The sequence below is a fragment of the Paenibacillus sp. 203 genome, from assembly GCF_037027525.1.
In the GTDB taxonomy this organism is placed as follows: Bacteria; Bacillota; Bacilli; order Paenibacillales; family Paenibacillaceae; genus Paenibacillus; species Paenibacillus polymyxa_B.
In genome coordinates this window covers 329843-344990 of the sequence record NZ_JAXCHD010000001.1, presented here as the reverse complement: position 1 = coordinate 344990, position 15148 = coordinate 329843, and the positions used below count along the sequence as shown (strand labels likewise).

Genomic DNA, 15148 nt, shown 5'->3' with positions numbered 1-15148 from the left:
GCCTCCATCACAAATTAGTATAAAAACCTATAATTCCTGAAGCCTATAGCGCTGCGCGTACTTCCTTATATTTAGCTACATAACGTGCTGCATTTTCTGTGATCAAGTCGTAGCGACCTTCCTTGGCTGGAGCCGTCAAATTACCCCCAATTCCCACGGCTACACATCCGTTACGCAGCCAGGTTTCCATATTGTCCAGATCAACGCCACCAGTTGGCATAATCTGTACATGAGGCATTGGACCTCTGACAGCCTTAACAAAGTCCGCCCCCATCGCACTGCCTGGGAACAACTTCACGACATCGCTACCCAATTTCATGGCTTCCTTGATCTCATTCAGCGTCATACAGCCGGGCATATAAGGAATCGCGTACAAATTGCATAGCTTCGCTGTTTCTTCTTCAAAAGAAGGACTCACGACAAACTCTGCTCCGGCTAGAATAGCAATTCTTGCCGTCAGTGACTCCAGTACCGTTCCTGCACCAATCACTGCCCGATCCTTAAATTCGTCTCTCAATCTTCGAATGACCTGATCCGCATCCGGCGTCGTAAACGTAAGCTCAATATTATCCAAGCCGCCTTCAATGCAGGCTTTAGACATTAGATATGCTTCCTCCGCCGTGTTTCCCCGAATGACTGCGACGACACCTACTGAAGTGATATGTTCCAAAACTTTCTTTTTCGTCATGTTCCTGATCCTTTCCACGAATGGGATGACCATGTACCCTCAGCCACTTGCAGGTCCACGCTCCAATACACTGATTGGATTAACGCAACTCGCTCATGGCAACCTGATCCATGTCTTTATATGTTTTATTTTCACCGGCCATGCCCCAAATGAAGGTATAGCTGCCCGTAGCCGCACCGCAGTGGATAGACCAAGGTGGAGAAATAACGGCTTCATCATTTTTCATGACCAGATGGCGCGTTTCGTTCGGTTCACCCATCAGGTGGAACATTCTCGCATTCTCATCCAGTTCAAAGTAGAAATACACTTCCATACGACGGTCATGAACATGTGTCGGCATGGAGTTCCACACACTGCCGTTCTCCAACGTCGTCATCCCCATAACCAATTGGCAACTTTGAATGCCTTCATCATGGATAAAGCGACGCAACGTACGGTTGTTAGCTGTTTCCTGTGAACCCAGACTTTCAGACGGTACATCGGCAAAAGACTGCTTCGTCGTCGGATACGTAGTATGAGCCAGGGCCGAAACGATATAAAATTTCGCAGGCTTTTCACTGGAATCGCTTTCAAAGATCAACTCCTTGGCCCCTCTGCCTACATAGAGACAGTCTTTTGTGGCCAGCTCGTAAGTTTCACCGTCCACCTTGACCGTACCGCTGCCGCCGACATTAAAAATGCCCAGTTCGCGGCGCTCCAGGAAAGTTTCTGCTTTGATTTGATCGTTACCTTCCAGCGCAACAGATTTATTCACGGGATAAATGCCCCCGATAATGACACGATCTTCATGCGTATAGACCAGCTTTACCTCCTCAGGTACAAACAGTTCCTGGATCAAATAGTGCTGACGCAACTCTTCAGTCGTAAAATGCTTGGCATGTTCGGGATGAGTTGAATAACGCATTTCCATAAAAACATTCCTCCTGTTTAGATAAACTTTTTTATCAACGGAATTGTTATAAAAGCGGTTTCTAACTCTACTTCTTAGCTAGAATTGTAATAATTATCTAAGAGGGTGTCAACCCAAAACTTCACTATTCCTAGAAAAAACCTTAGTACATACGAAGTTTTACACACTTTTTACCTTTTGATAAACAAAACCACATTTTTTTATCTGTATTACCTAAAAAGTTTTTATCCAATATATCAACTTCATCATTGTGAAAAACCGATTTATGTGATAATTTCAATTTATTCAGTTGGTGCATGCGCTTACAGATTAAGTTTACTAAACATAAGGAGGAATACAAATGACCGCAACATTGGATGCTGTTACCTTCGGAGAACCGATGGCCATGTTTTATGCCAATGAAGCAGGCTCTCTGGATGAGGTGCGTTCATTCACCAAAGCGTTGGCCGGGGCAGAGACGAATGTTTCAGCCGGTTTGGCGCGTTTGGGTCTACGGGCGGGACTCGTGACTAAACTCGGCGAGGATACGTTCGGCAAGTTCATTGCCAGTGCGCTACGTGAGGAAGGGATCGACACACAGAACGTCATGTTTACCAAAGACCACTCTACCGGCATGCTGATTAAATCCAAAGTTACAAGTGGGGACCCCGAGGTGGAATATTTCCGCAAACATTCCGCCGCTTCTACATTAAGCATCGCTGATTTTAACGAGGCTTACTTTTCCGGAGCTCGCCATCTGCATTTTACAGGTATTTCTGTCGCCCTCTCCCCTGAGTGCCGTGATTTCGCACGTCATGCACGGCAATTTATGAAAAAGGCTGGCAAAACCGTATCCTTTGATCCGAACCTCAGACCTAAGTTATGGCCTGACACGAAAACGATGGTGGAGGCGATTAACGAAGCGTCCGAGGGTTGTGACTGGCTTCTACCCGGCATTCATGAAGGTAAAATATTAACAGGCTACACCTCACCGGAGGATATCGCTTCGTTCTACCTCGATCGCGGTACCTCGCTGGTCATTATCAAGCTGGGAACCGAAGGCGCCTATTACAAATCCGCAGATGCGGAGGGATATGTCAAACGTTTCCGCGTAGATCATGTCGTGGATACCGTCGGTGCCGGTGACGGATTTGCCGCAGGCGTTATCAGCGCGCTGCTGGAGGGCTTGCCCCTGGCAGAAGCAGTCAAACGCGGGAATGCCCTCGGCGCACTGGCCGTCATGTCAGCCGGAGATATGGACGGCTATCCGACACGAGCCGAGCTGGAATCCTTTTTGCTCAGCGCCAGCACAAATTAGTCGGGGTTTATTCCCCGCATAACCTTCACCGCTATAAGCGCAAGCTCAACAAGGCCGAATCCAAAGTCAGCCTTAACTTCCAATAGCCCGTATTCGCGTTTGTACGATCTGAGCAGCATACGCATACTCAGATCGTACAAAGGAATACGGGCTATTTTTATAATATATGACACATTGCTCGTCTACAGCGTTTTGACGGATTCTCCCCGATTGATATCCGGCACAAATCGGTAAATAATCGGGACTGATTCGCCGCCTTCCTCAATGCTGGACAGCAGTGTTTTTGCTGCCTGCTTCCCCATATCCGCAATGGGTTGTGTAATGGTCGTAATCGGCGGATTGTAAATATGGGCAAACTCCGCATCGTCAATCCCGATAATGGACAGCTCTGCCGGAATACGTATACGGCGGGCATTCACATACTTTAACACCTCAGCCAACACGATATCATTCCCGGCCAACAGCGCAGTCGGCGGCTCCGGCAGTTGGAACAGCTCCTTCAGCGTCCGCTGGATTTCTTCTCTCGGCACACTGTGCATATATTCTTCACGAGATGGCAAGCCATGCTCCTCCAGCGCCTTTTTGTATCCGCTAAGCCGCTCCACTCGTGGAGTAATCCGATTCAGGCCAAGGGGCAAGGTAATCAGCGCAATTCGCTCATGCTTGTGAGCCACAAGTTCCTGAATCGCCAACTTAACCGCCATTTCGTTATCCAGCAGCAGACTGCGCGTATTGACACCGTCCACCAAGCGGTCTAAAAACACCAATGGATATTTCTCACGAATGAGCTGGTTGTAAATGTCTGCATGCTTGCCTGTCGGGAAGATGATCAGGCCATCCACCTGCCGAGCCTTGAGCATCTCAATATACTGACCCTCCTTGTCCGGGTTTTCATCGGCGTTGCAAATGATCACCTGAATGCCAAAACGTTGCAATTCCTCCTCAATCGCACGGATAGACTGGATCGAAAGGGTATAGTCAATGTTGGCTACAATGACCCCCACCATAAACGTCCGGTTTTGCTTCAAGCTGCGGGCCAGCCCGTTAGGCTGATAGTTCAGCTCTTGAATAACCTCGGCAATCCGGTCTCTGGTCTGGTCGCTCATATATTTATATCGTTTGTTCAGAAATTGCGAGACAGTGCTTTTAGACACTCCTGCCTTCTGGGCAACATCTTCAATCGTCGGCTTCTTCATCGGTACACTCCTTGTCTTTCATGTACTGCGTTAGTGCAACAAAAGTATATCTTTTTTTTAGTAAATTTACCACACTTCAATTTATGAATGCCATTATGATATAAGTCGAACTTCAAAGTTGCCTATCGTGCCACCGTGTAGAAGTATGGTTCTCCAGCAGCAAAAAGAAGGCAGTTCAAGATGTTCTCTTGAACTGCCTCCGCGTACACAACTTTATCGAAAAGCTAGGTTCCAGCTGGCCCTAAATGCTGCTCGACATCAATGTGCCGGAACGGGCGTTGCAGACTGATCTGGTGTATCGTGCTCGACCAGCGCATGCTTTTCCCATAATCGGCTTTTCCAGCGAGCATACATGATGACAGCACGAGTCCATTCATCAGCAGCAATGGCCAGCCACACACCGGCGAGCCCCATGTCCAGCTTGAACACAAGCAGATAACCAAGCGGCAAGCTCATACAGACCATGGAGATCAGACCCATAAAGACCGGGAACTTCGCATCTCCAGCAGCACGTAACGAGTTAATAATGACGATATTCGTGGTCCGGCCAGTTTCTAGCAGAATGCTAAGTAAAATGACCTGTGCTCCCAAACGAATAATTTCAGGGTTTTCCGTGAACAAACCAAGCAAGGGAACACGGAAAAAGATGACCACCGCATCAATAATCACGGTCACGAGTAGCGCCCATTTCACACTGGTCAATACACGTTTATAAGCCGTATCCTTCTGTCTGGCTCCCACGAGCCTTCCTACCACAATAGCCGTACCCATACCAACTGCCATACTGAATAAGTAAATATAGCTCGAAATATTATTCGCATATTGACGTGTCGCCATTGCTTCTGCGCCCAGATAAGTCACGTACAGTGTGAAGATGAGCTGACACGACTGATACATAATGGACTCCAGCGCGGATGGTACACCAATGCGCAATATTTTAGAGATGAACTTTTTGGACAATTGGACGTAATATTTCCACTCGACACGAACCTCAGTGACCCGGTACATCAGCCAGAAGAAGATCAGGAGACAAATAAAGCGGCTACCTACTGTAGAAATAGCAGCACCTTCTACTCCAAGTGCAGGCATTCCCCAATGCCCAAAAATCAAAACATAGTTGCCGACCACGTGGATCACGTTCATAAAAACCGATACATACATTGTTTCTTTGGTAAAACCATGTGTACGAATAGTCGCCGCCAGCGCATTAATCAATGCTTGAAGAAAAATGGCACCTCCGACGATGCTCATATAAGACTCCGCGTAAGCCAGAATCTCACCCTGGACATTCAGCCATTGCAACATGTGCGTACCAAATACGAGAAAAATTACGCTAAGCAAAAGACCTACCATCAAATTCAACGTAATGGCCGTACCTGTAACCTGGGCCGCTTCGACTAGTTTCTTAGAACCGATATATTGAGCTACGACGATAGCAGCGCCGTTGCCGATAACCTCCAGTACAAGGATAGCAATTGAAATAATTTGATTGGACGCGCCCACACCCGACACCGCATTATCAGATACAGAACTGATCATGAATGTGTCGACGCTCCCCATTAGCATAAACAGAAACAATTCAAGGAAAATAGGCCATGTTAAACGGAACAAATTCAGTTCCTTAGCTTCGGACAATACCGAACCTTTTTTTAGTGCTCTGGTTGTCATTCATTCACCTTTCTTCATAGATTTATTTAACGATCAAAAGGTATGTTAGCACAGTCATTCTGAAAATACATCCCGTTTACGTAAAATGATTTGCAAAATGCGTAAGAATTCATTTATCACCCTCTTTATAATTGATTATCGAACTTTATTGAAACAGGATATTGCAAGAATATATCAGTAGTCTGGTCTTTTCGACGCAATTATGAGCTAAAGAGTATAATAGAATACGAGCCTGTGAGCATTGCCGCTGACAGGTTGTGAAGATTGTTGTATGCTTCCTAAGCATAATTTGTGAAGTAAAGATGGAATATATAGGACATTCATAGGGTTAAAAGGTAATAAAGGAGGCTTTTACAGATGACTCAATCATTTCAAGCTCTTGTCGTCGATCAGACACAGGACGGTGAAGTTCAAGCAGAGGTACGTTCTCTGGAAGCTAGCAGTTTACCTGCTGGAGAAGTATTGATTCGTGTCGCTTATTCCAGCATCAATTATAAAGATGGGCTTGCTGCCCGCAAGGATGGCAATATTGTCAAAGCCTATCCGTTCGTACCAGGCATAGATTGCTCGGGAACCGTCGTCTCTTCGGAGGATAGCCGCTTTAGCGAAGGACAAGCGGTGCTCGTTACCGGATATGGGCTGGGTGTGACTCAATTCGGGGGATTCAGCCAATATGCACGCGTGCCTGCGGACTGGGTGGTTCCACTTCCGAACGGACTCACGCCGAGAGAGGCAATGATTTTCGGGACAGCCGGATTCACCGCAGCCCTGTCGTTATATCGACTGGAGCAAAACGGCGTTACTCCGGAGCAGGGCAAGGTACTCGTCACCGGAGCGACGGGCGGTGTGGGCGGGGCAGCCATTGCCTTGCTGAACAAGAGGGGCTATCATGTGGTAGCCAGCAGTGGTAAAGCCGATGCGCATGATTACCTCAAGGCGCTCGGAGCAGCCGAGGTTATTTCCCGCGAGGAGGTCTACGACGGTGCGGAGAGCGTCCGCCCGCTGGGCAAGCAGCTTTGGCAAGCGGCTGTTGATCCTGTAGGCGGAAAGCCGCTCGCTTCGCTGCTAAGCCAGATCGCCTACAACGGCTCCGTTGCCGTGAGCGGCCTGACGGCAGGCACCAAGCTGCCTACGACGGTGCTGCCGTTTATTTTGCGCGGCGTAAGTCTGCTGGGCATAGACTCTGTCTTCTGCCCATACGACACCCGCGTAGCAATCTGGAAGCGGCTCGGCAGCGAATGGAAGCCGGAACAGCTGGAGCAGCTCGTTGAGCGCGAAGTCGGATTGGCTGACCTGCCAAGCGCGCTCGAAGACATCCTTGCAGCCCGCTCGCAAGGAAGAACGCTAGTACGGCTGGTCGACTAAGCGGAGTAGTCCGCAAGCTATCCATTGACGTGTTTTCGCGTGAAGAAGTGTCATCCCTTAGGGTCTAGCTTAGGAACATGTAAGAAGCCTGTAAATCTGCAATTTTGAGATTTACAGGCTTCTTTTTTCGTGTGGTACATTTGAAGCAGACGGTTTATTTTTCGCAACCAAATGAACCTTTTGAGAACCTCAGTTGTTATATAGATAAACTGCACGAGAAAGGAGAGCACATCATTGGAGAGCAATCGAGAGTTGTTTGATTTGTATCAACGAGATGTATACCGAACCTGCTACTACATGGTACATAATGCATCGGATGCAGAGGATTTAACGCAGGAAGTGTTTATCATCCTGTTTCGCAGCAATCGTGAACAGATCGAACGTCTAAAAGCCTGGATTATGAAGATTACGGTCAATCATTGTCTGAATTACCTTAAACGCCAGAAAAGCCTGCATTTGAAGGTATCGGCTAATCCCTATCTATTTAGCGGCGCGGAAGGTAAACCTGTAGACAGGCTGGTGGAAGAACGCGAATCGGCAGAGGAATGGGCCGTTTATATGAATCGCCTTCCGGCCAAAATCCGCGCTGTGCTGACACTCCGCTATATGCATGATTTCACGCTGGCGGAAATATCAAAACTGCTGGAAATTCCGCTGGGAACCGTCAAATCGAGGACTCACAAAGGACTAAAGTTATTGGAGCAAATATTGCGGGATGCAGGGGTACAAATTCCCGAGATGGAAGGAGAGAACTATGAACAACATAGAAAAGGCATTGAAGCGCAAGTTAAATGATGATTCGGAAATGGCCTATCCTGACTTCGATGAGATGTGGAACCGGATGGAACAGACAGGGCATACTGCCCCTACGCTAACCGACACTTCCGATTCATTCACTCCCCACCGACACAGAAACTGGCGCAAAATAGCTATTGCCGCCTCTCTAAGCGCACTTCTGGTTGCAGTTCCTGTCTATGCCGCCATCCACTACAACTGGGACAATCTGCTACGCGGAAGAAGTGGCATCCAGACAGCATTAAAGCAAAACCTCGGGCAACCGCTGGAGCAGTCCGTGACCAGAGACGGAGTGAAGCTAACGCTGCATACAGCTATTGTCGATGAGAACCGGACCGTGATCCTGTACAGCTTGGAGGTCGGAAAACGTGCAGACAACGAGTTTTGGAATGTTAAAGGCGTATCGCTAAAAAGTGCTGCGGGGGAAAGCAGTGCAGGGGAATATAACTTCCAGCAATGGGACCCGAAAAATCAACGGTACAACGGGTACTTTGAAAGTGATTGGACACCGCAGCAAGAAACAGAGAACGTGCAGCTGACCATAGATCATATAGAGCTCACCAGCGTTCAGGAACTGGATTTGCCGCTCGATATTCGGTCGCCTCAAATACAGACGTTCAAGCTGGATCGTAGCGGCTTACAAGATATGAAGGTACAGGTATTCGAACAAGGTAAGGACAAACTGATGCTGTCCTCAGCGATTACCTTCGATTCGTCCATACCCAAGAGATGGGACAATCCACAAATTATTGCCTACAAAGGCGACGAGCCTGTGATGTCGCAGCCTGGAGGGGCTTTTGGCAAACCCGGTGATAACGGGGAGTATACCGCACAACAATATTTTACTAAAGCAGATATACCGGAAGGACAGACTGCTTTCAAACTGCAATATGCACAAACTGAGAAAAGTATACATGAACCCATAAACTTTGATCTGCAGCTAAGCAAGAAGAAAATGGAAAGCGGGACGATTAAAAGCGTACTGAACACTCCATTGGAGAACGGCAATCCGAATTTTACGCTAGAACAAATGATTGTCACACCTACACAAATCCGTGTCACAATCAGAAGCGAAAAGAAATTCGCCATGTTACCTTATCAAAAGTACTTTCTTTCTGTGAACGGCACAACATTAGAAGGTAGTCGTTGGTCTTCACCTGATCAGGAACACGATCTGAACACGATCCGTTTTGAACGACCTTCCAATCTTGTGATTACCAAGGACACTCCTATTACTTTTACAGGCAAATACAAGGTTACGACCCATTCGGATGACAAAACGCCACAGCGTTTAACTGATATTTCTGAGCAAAAACAGACACTAACGACGCAAGTCGGTGGCTATCCTGTGAAGTGGACCTACTACAAACAAGGATCAGACTTATTCGTAGAAACCGAAAGCGAGGATGCTCACTTTGGAGGGATTAACCAGACGCATATTGGCCTGGGTAAAGAACGGATTATCGGCAAGCCGATCACAGCCAATTTTTCCGGAGACGGCAATAACAAGGCAGTGGATGTCTACAAGAACTTCAAAGGGAAGGAAGCTTCTATCTATATGTTCTACTATACAACGGACGACCCGGAAGCAGAGACAACCGTACCCTTGCAGCCTCTGACAAGCAACAGCGAAGCATCCAAATAGCAATGCTTTAAAAAGAGGGTCCTCTATACCTGTGTGAACCGTGGTATAGGGGACCCCTTTTTATTTTCCTAGGAAGGCACATTCTGCCTGAAACGATTGACTCCCGTCCTACTTTACAGAACCTTGCGTAACGCCATTGATGATCCATTTTTGTGCAATCAGATAGACAATAATCATCGGCAGCAAGGCCATTAGATACGAGGCAAAGGCCAAATTGAAGTCGGTATTGAACTGCCCCTGAAATACATACTGGACGAGCGGTAGCGTATATTGCTCCGCATCGCTAATAATAATGAGCGGCAGCAGGAAGTCGTTATATGTGGACAGACAAGTGAGAATTCCCACCGTAGCACTAATCGGCGCCATCAGCGGGAATATAATGCGCCAAAAAGTACCCCATGTCGTCGCACCATCTACCGTGGCCGCCTCTTCCAATGCCACCGGAATGGAGCGAATATAACCGACATACACGAAAACATTAAACGCCAAACCATACACCGTATGCAGCATAATGAGACCCAACAGATTAGTCATATGAAGGCCCGAGGCCAGTTTTACAATCGGCAGCATGATGATCGGGAACGGAATAAACATGGCGCTCACAAAGTAAAAATATAATCCCTTAAAAAAGCGTCGCTGCATATTACGGGCAATCGCATAAGCGACCATCGAATTGGTTAGCAAAGTTAATACGACCGTCGATGTCGTGACCATCACACTGTTCTGAAAAGCGCTGAAGAAGTTGGTCATTTCTACGGCACGACTAAAATTTTCCCAATGCAGCTCGGTCGGAAAGGCAAAGGCGGAATGCGCCATCTGTTCGGGATTTTTAAGTGCTATCGTTACCGTCATATAGAGAGGAAACAGGATAAATATTGTCCCCAACGCTACTAGAAGCAGCACAGGCCAGTTGGTACGTCTGCTTGTTTTCATCAGTTATCCATCTCCCTTCTCTGGAGGAATCGCAGCTGTAAGATGGAAATGATCGCGATCACAATAAAGTAAATAACAGAGTTAGCCGACTGATAAGCAAATTCTCCGCCTCTAAATCCCCCGGTGTATATCAGGTGGGAAATCGACTGGGTGGCCCGTCCCGGCCCGCCATTCGTCAAAGCCACGATCTGATCGAACACCATCAGGGAATTTTTCATCGCCAATACCATATTAATCGTGAAAAACGGAGCAATTAACGGAAAAGTAATGCTCCAGAATTCGCGCCATTTACCCGCACCGTCTAGGTTGGACGCCTCATACAGACTTGTCGGAATGGTTTGCAGCCCGGCCAGATAGAGAATCGTATTAAAGGCAATCCCCTGCCATACAGCTACGATGACAACCCCCACCCAAGCCAGTTGTTCGCTGCCCAAAATGTTCGTCGACAATGAGGTAATACCTAAATTTTGCCCCCAAATCGTAAACACGTTCGAGAACAAGTAATTGAATATGTAACCCACGATCAACACGCTCAAAATATTAGGCAGAAAATAAATACCGCGGAAAAAGTTACGAAACCGTATTTTAGCATTCAGCCCTAGCGCAATCAGCAAACTAAGGATATTAGTCGCAATGGTAACCACAATCGCAAATTTGAAAGTAAACCAGTATGCGTTCCCCACATTGTCGTCCTGAAACAAATTAATATAGTTCTTAAACCCGACAAAGTGATACTGATGACCAAAGCCGTTCCAGTTTGTAAGCGAATAATAAAAGCCCTGCAAGGCAGGCAAGGTCAAAAATACAAAAAACAATAGCACCGCCGGCACCGTCATCCAGTAAAAAGTCGTTAGTCGCTTATTCATGTCTCCTCCTCCTCTCCTATCGGCGGTTAGCTACCTTATTCCATTCACGGTCGAGCTTAGCTAGATAGTCGTCGATGTCTCTGTTTTGCAGGAAGGCCTGCACAATCGAATTCAATTGGACCGCTTTGGGAATATAGTGATCGGCAAAATCAACGACGCGGCCCGATTTAAAATACGGCAACAGCTCTGCCACACTCGGATCATCCTGCGTGACTCCCTTCACCGCTGAAAACAGCGTTTGCTCTGTAATGTATTGCTTGCTGTTCTCCGGCTTCAACAAGAAGGCAATGAACTCCTCGGCTTCCTTTTTATGCGGAGTGCTCTCCGATACGGCTAATAGCGTATCTATACCGGACACCAGCTTGACTGCCTTTTCGTCATTCCCTGTTGGTAATGGGAAAAATCCAAGCTCCACTTTCGGATTGGCTTTGCGAATTTCAGATATGGCCCACGAGCCCTGAATGTACATCAATCCCTGCCCGTTAGCGAAGGCACGGTTACCATCGGCATAGTTTTTGCCAAAATTATCACCATGTCCGTATTTCAGTAGCTCCAGCTGCTTTTCCGCAACCTCGCGGTACTTGTCCTGAAAAGTGACCTGATTTTCACGCCGTTGCAGGAAAAAATCAATGCCCACCAGATTCGGGCCCAGCGCATTAAAGGGGAGGTTCGTTTGCCAATCATCTTTATATGTAAAATAGAACGGGATTTTTCCAGCAGCTTTGATCTTTTGCGCCGTTGCAATCAGCTCATCCCACGTTTTGGGCACCTGCAATCCCATTTCCTTGAAAAGCGTTTTGTTATACATCACACCATTCGCATTCGCAGCATAAGGAATTCCATACACGGGATCGACCCCGGTTACATCCTTAAGCATTTTGAGGTAAATCGGGTCAATCGTACGTGGCAATTCTGTATTCGCCAGGTCCGTAAAAATACCACTTTGCGCCAAAATGGAGTAGGTATCAGTGGCCCCAAGCCCTACAATGTCAGGTACATCGTTTTTGACAACCCGGGTCAATAAGACAGTCTCTGCCTCTGGCGGGTTGACCTGTGTCACTTCAATACCGGGATGTTCCTGATTGAATTGAGAGATTAGCTTATCGAATGAACCCTTGGCCTCCGGCTTGTTTTGAAAAAACTCAATTTTCACCTTACCCGAAGCATCACCCTTGTTGCATGCGCTTACAAAAAAAGCCAATAAAAGGATCGCCGCCAGTGTAGACAGCTTTTTGACCCAACACCACATGCTCATACCTCCTTTTCCCCTATGTCAATCTATGCGGGACTAGACAATTAATACCCGTCCCTTATGGAAAAGAAACGATACCGCTACAACAATCTGATAACAGGAGGAACCAATGTTAAAAAAGATCCAATTGACCCTCAAACGGTCGGTTGGATCTTTCTTTTACTTTTATGATGTTCAGGTTACAAGTCTTATTTCTAAACAATCTTTTTTTCCCATCGTGTAAAACTAATAATGATACTTACCAGAATCAATCCACCTGCACACATCCAAAAATTAAAAGAACTGTCTACTCTTAAAGCAAGCATTATTTGCTGAAATGGGTCCATTAACATAATGAGGGGCCTAAACAACTCAAAGAGAAATACGGATAAGATAAGAATCACTATATAAGCAAACAGTGGCCGTGACATGAACAAACATACAGCGCTACTCAACATGAGCTTTACCAAGCAAACCAGCGTTAATACCAAATAAAACGAAAGTATGTAGGGTACGGCATCTGATGGGGAAGAGGCGACGGATGAACCATATTTAAAAAAAGTAGAGCTGTGTGGGAAAAACAACCATCCGGCGAATACACCTATAAGCAAGCTTGTCGCCATAAAAATGGCCGTTGAGGCTGATAGTGCGAGCAACTTGGCAAGCCAAAAATGAAAACGTCGATACGGTCGTAGCATATATAGCCTATATGCTCCAGAATAGAGATCGCCGCTTAACTGATCCACGTACAGAATGGGCAGGATTGCTGTAACTAGAAATAAGGCAACCTCACTCATCATCAGCCACGGCAGGTTCAGATTATTTACGACCACAGTTCCTTCACCAAAACGTAAGACCTTCGTACCCGTTACTTTATGGCTCCATATAATTGCAACCACGATGAATATATAGGCTATATATAATAAAAGAGTGGATTTGCGATTCCAAATTCGTTCCATTTCACTTCGCCAGATTGCCAGCATGAGGAAGTCCCCCCCTAATACAGATAATCATCAGTCACAAAACGGCGGTATGCGCCCCAAGTAAACAAGATAAGATATAGACTAACAACGGTGATAATCGCCCCATTCACAGACGAATTGCCCATTAAGGACCTATCTAATCCTGTATGCTGCATATATGGAATAATCATAAATGCGATCAGATTGTATAGGTATGGGATATGGGAAACAAAAGAGGCCAATTTTAAATATAATGAATCAAACAACAGAGAACCCAGATTGTATACCATACAAACACCGATGGCATACGTTACACTTTTGCTATACATAGCGACGAAACAATAGAAGGAGCATATTGCTAATAATGAGGCAAGCGCCCAACCATAGTATTTAAGCATCTGCAGTCCTTGAGATTCGGACAACCCCGCATCACTTACATCATATGAAAGAGTCCATACTTCAACGATCACCTGCGATGATACTGCAAATACAATGAGAAGAAACAAAATAGTAGCATTTAAAACCAGCAGTTTACTCCAGAAAATCTGCCCGCGGGTAAATCGGCGCATAAATAACAACCGCAGTTGCCCGCTTCGAAATTCCTCTGTGTATACAGCAGCAGCTAAAGCAGCTACAGCTATGTTGCATACTAAAAACAAATTCTCACGCAGACCAGTAACGACAAAGTTTAAAGATAATACCTCAACAGGAACCTTCATCGTGCGCAAAAAATATACTCCTGTCGAACAAGCAAGCAGCGGCGTACATAACACCATGAGCCAGAACCACTTTCGTCTCCATAATCGCTCGAACTCACTGTATATTAATGATTTCATAGTCCCATCAATCCCATGAAAGCATCCTCTAGCCGTTGGCCGTCCTCTACTAGTTGATCAGCAGGTCCCTGCCAAACTAGCCTGCCCTCTTTGATAACAATGAGTTCGTCACACATCTGTTGCAGTTCATCCAACAGATGACTGGATATAAAAAAGGCATAATTCGCTGAATCACGTAGCTGAAGCACGATATCTCTCAGCTCCCGCATTCCCATAGGATCAAGCCCATTAGACGGTTCATCCAGCAATAAAAGCTCAGGAGCACCCAGCATGGACTGCGCAATACCTAGCCTTTGCTTCATTCCCAGCGAATAGGTTTTCACCTTGTCATCTCCCCGTGTTTCCAGTCTCACCTTTGTAAGCAACTCTTCAATATGTATCTCCCGATCTGAGGGCACAATCTCAGAGTGTAACCGTGACAAATTGCGCAAAACCTGTCTGCCTGTCATATAATCAAAAAAGACCGGAGATTCAATGATAGCCCCCACCTTGGACAGCGCCTTTTCCCGATCCGTCTGTACATCATATGAAGCTATCTTTACAGAGCCGCTGGTTGGCTGCATTAATCCGGTCATGATTCGCATCATTGTAGTTTTACCAGCTCCATTAGGTCCGATGAATCCATATATCTTCCCTTTCTGAAGCTTAAAGGAAACACGGTCTAACAAATGCCTTTTCCCCATTCTTTTCGTTACCTGACTGACCTCCAGTAAGGAGTCTGACATACTATTCCCTCCATCCATAACAAATCACAAC

General features: G+C 46.4%; 15 protein-coding genes. 4 read left to right on the top strand and 11 right to left on the bottom strand.

The window, feature by feature from the left end; genetic code table 11:
* Window positions 1-43 precede the first annotated feature (43 nt).
* Both WA407_RS01565 and kduI read right to left on the bottom strand, forming a co-directional pair.
* Window positions 44-688, bottom strand: a complete 645-nt coding sequence (locus WA407_RS01565) for a bifunctional 2-keto-4-hydroxyglutarate aldolase/2-keto-3-deoxy-6-phosphogluconate aldolase (RefSeq protein ID WP_025683172.1) — start codon at window positions 686-688, stop codon at window positions 44-46.
* Between the two features lie 79 nt (window positions 689-767).
* A complete protein-coding gene (kduI, locus tag WA407_RS01560) occupies window positions 768-1598 on the bottom strand; it encodes a 5-dehydro-4-deoxy-D-glucuronate isomerase (RefSeq protein ID WP_250266902.1) in 831 nt (276 codons plus the stop codon).
* A gap of 340 nt (window positions 1599-1938) precedes the next feature.
* Between kduI and WA407_RS01555 the strand changes: the two genes are divergently transcribed.
* Window positions 1939-2895 (top strand): sugar kinase, encoded by a 957-nt coding sequence (locus WA407_RS01555; protein ID WP_235306629.1) that lies wholly within the window; start codon window positions 1939-1941, stop codon window positions 2893-2895.
* Here WA407_RS01555 and WA407_RS01550 read toward each other — a convergent pair.
* The 3 genes from WA407_RS01550 to WA407_RS01540 all read right to left on the bottom strand — a co-directional run bounded on the left by WA407_RS01550 (window position 2892) and on the right by WA407_RS01540 (window position 5759).
* Complete coding sequence (locus WA407_RS01550; RefSeq protein WP_155765236.1) at window positions 2892-3068, bottom strand: hypothetical protein; 177 nt, start codon at window positions 3066-3068, stop codon at window positions 2892-2894. The genes WA407_RS01555 and WA407_RS01550 overlap by 4 nt on opposite strands.
* A gap of 9 nt (window positions 3069-3077) precedes the next feature.
* Window positions 3078-4091 carry a LacI family DNA-binding transcriptional regulator gene (locus WA407_RS01545; protein ID WP_235306631.1) on the bottom strand — a complete coding sequence of 338 codons (1014 nt, stop codon included), beginning with the start codon at window positions 4089-4091 and terminating at the stop codon, window positions 3078-3080.
* A gap of 258 nt (window positions 4092-4349) precedes the next feature.
* A complete protein-coding gene (locus tag WA407_RS01540) occupies window positions 4350-5759 on the bottom strand; it encodes an MATE family efflux transporter (protein WP_023990870.1) in 1410 nt (469 codons plus the stop codon).
* 357 nt (window positions 5760-6116) lie between these two features.
* On the opposite strand from WA407_RS01540, the gene WA407_RS01535 reads away from it, so the two are divergent.
* The 3 genes from WA407_RS01535 to WA407_RS01525 all read left to right on the top strand — a co-directional run bounded on the left by WA407_RS01535 (window position 6117) and on the right by WA407_RS01525 (window position 9564).
* On the top strand, window positions 6117-7124 hold the full coding sequence (locus WA407_RS01535; protein ID WP_336076639.1) for an acrylyl-CoA reductase family protein: 1008 nt from the start codon (window positions 6117-6119) through the stop codon (window positions 7122-7124).
* 234 nt (window positions 7125-7358) lie between these two features.
* Window positions 7359-7919, top strand: a complete 561-nt coding sequence (locus WA407_RS01530; RefSeq protein ID WP_322158930.1) for an RNA polymerase sigma factor — start codon at window positions 7359-7361, stop codon at window positions 7917-7919.
* A complete protein-coding gene (locus WA407_RS01525) occupies window positions 7879-9564 on the top strand; it encodes a DUF4179 domain-containing protein (RefSeq protein WP_336076638.1) in 1686 nt (561 codons plus the stop codon). Before WA407_RS01530 ends, WA407_RS01525 begins: the two co-directional genes overlap by 41 nt.
* A 108-nt stretch (window positions 9565-9672) precedes the next feature.
* Here the strand turns inward: WA407_RS01525 and WA407_RS01520 are convergent, their stop codons facing one another.
* The 6 genes from WA407_RS01520 to WA407_RS01495 form a co-directional block, all read right to left on the bottom strand.
* A complete protein-coding gene (locus tag WA407_RS01520; RefSeq protein ID WP_235306635.1) occupies window positions 9673-10497 on the bottom strand; it encodes a carbohydrate ABC transporter permease in 825 nt (274 codons plus the stop codon).
* A complete protein-coding gene (locus WA407_RS01515; RefSeq protein ID WP_053326352.1) occupies window positions 10497-11363 on the bottom strand; it encodes a carbohydrate ABC transporter permease in 867 nt (288 codons plus the stop codon). Before WA407_RS01515 ends, WA407_RS01520 begins: the two co-directional genes overlap by 1 nt.
* Window positions 11364-11379: 16 nt before the next feature.
* Window positions 11380-12612, bottom strand: coding sequence for an ABC transporter substrate-binding protein (locus tag WA407_RS01510; RefSeq protein WP_336076761.1), 1233 nt, complete (start codon window positions 12610-12612; stop codon window positions 11380-11382).
* Between the two features lie 197 nt (window positions 12613-12809).
* Window positions 12810-13577, bottom strand: a complete 768-nt coding sequence (locus WA407_RS01505) for an ABC transporter permease (protein WP_336076637.1) — start codon at window positions 13575-13577, stop codon at window positions 12810-12812.
* 14 nt (window positions 13578-13591) lie between these two features.
* Window positions 13592-14392, bottom strand: a complete 801-nt coding sequence (locus WA407_RS01500; RefSeq protein ID WP_336076636.1) for an ABC transporter permease — start codon at window positions 14390-14392, stop codon at window positions 13592-13594.
* Complete coding sequence (locus tag WA407_RS01495; protein WP_250266909.1) at window positions 14389-15117, bottom strand: ABC transporter ATP-binding protein; 729 nt, start codon at window positions 15115-15117, stop codon at window positions 14389-14391. The genes WA407_RS01500 and WA407_RS01495 overlap by 4 nt, the downstream gene beginning before the upstream one ends.
* Between the last annotated feature and the right edge of the window lie 31 nt (window positions 15118-15148).

What these genes read in the sequence shown, in the direction of transcription:
- WA407_RS01565 (WP_025683172.1), bottom strand. Translation starts at nt 688, where the DNA reads ATGACGAAAAAGAAAGTTTTGGAACATATCACTTCAGTAGGTGTCGTC.
- kduI (WP_250266902.1), bottom strand. Translation starts at nt 1,598, where the DNA reads ATGGAAATGCGTTATTCAACTCATCCCGAACATGCCAAGCATTTTACG.
- WA407_RS01555 (WP_235306629.1), top strand. Translation starts at nt 1,939, where the DNA reads ATGACCGCAACATTGGATGCTGTTACCTTCGGAGAACCGATGGCCATG.
- WA407_RS01545 (WP_235306631.1), bottom strand. Translation starts at nt 4,091, where the DNA reads ATGAAGAAGCCGACGATTGAAGATGTTGCCCAGAAGGCAGGAGTGTCT.
- WA407_RS01540 (WP_023990870.1), bottom strand. Translation starts at nt 5,759, where the DNA reads ATGACAACCAGAGCACTAAAAAAAGGTTCGGTATTGTCCGAAGCTAAG.
- WA407_RS01535 (WP_336076639.1), top strand. Translation starts at nt 6,117, where the DNA reads ATGACTCAATCATTTCAAGCTCTTGTCGTCGATCAGACACAGGACGGT.
- WA407_RS01525 (WP_336076638.1), top strand. Translation starts at nt 7,879, where the DNA reads ATGAACAACATAGAAAAGGCATTGAAGCGCAAGTTAAATGATGATTCG.
- WA407_RS01520 (WP_235306635.1), bottom strand. Translation starts at nt 10,497, where the DNA reads ATGAAAACAAGCAGACGTACCAACTGGCCTGTGCTGCTTCTAGTAGCG.
- WA407_RS01515 (WP_053326352.1), bottom strand. Translation starts at nt 11,363, where the DNA reads ATGAATAAGCGACTAACGACTTTTTACTGGATGACGGTGCCGGCGGTG.
- WA407_RS01510 (WP_336076761.1), bottom strand. Translation starts at nt 12,612, where the DNA reads ATGTGGTGTTGGGTCAAAAAGCTGTCTACACTGGCGGCGATCCTTTTA.
- WA407_RS01505 (WP_336076637.1), bottom strand. Translation starts at nt 13,577, where the DNA reads ATGCTGGCAATCTGGCGAAGTGAAATGGAACGAATTTGGAATCGCAAA.
- WA407_RS01500 (WP_336076636.1), bottom strand. Translation starts at nt 14,392, where the DNA reads ATGAAATCATTAATATACAGTGAGTTCGAGCGATTATGGAGACGAAAG.
- WA407_RS01495 (WP_250266909.1), bottom strand. Translation starts at nt 15,117, where the DNA reads ATGTCAGACTCCTTACTGGAGGTCAGTCAGGTAACGAAAAGAATGGGG.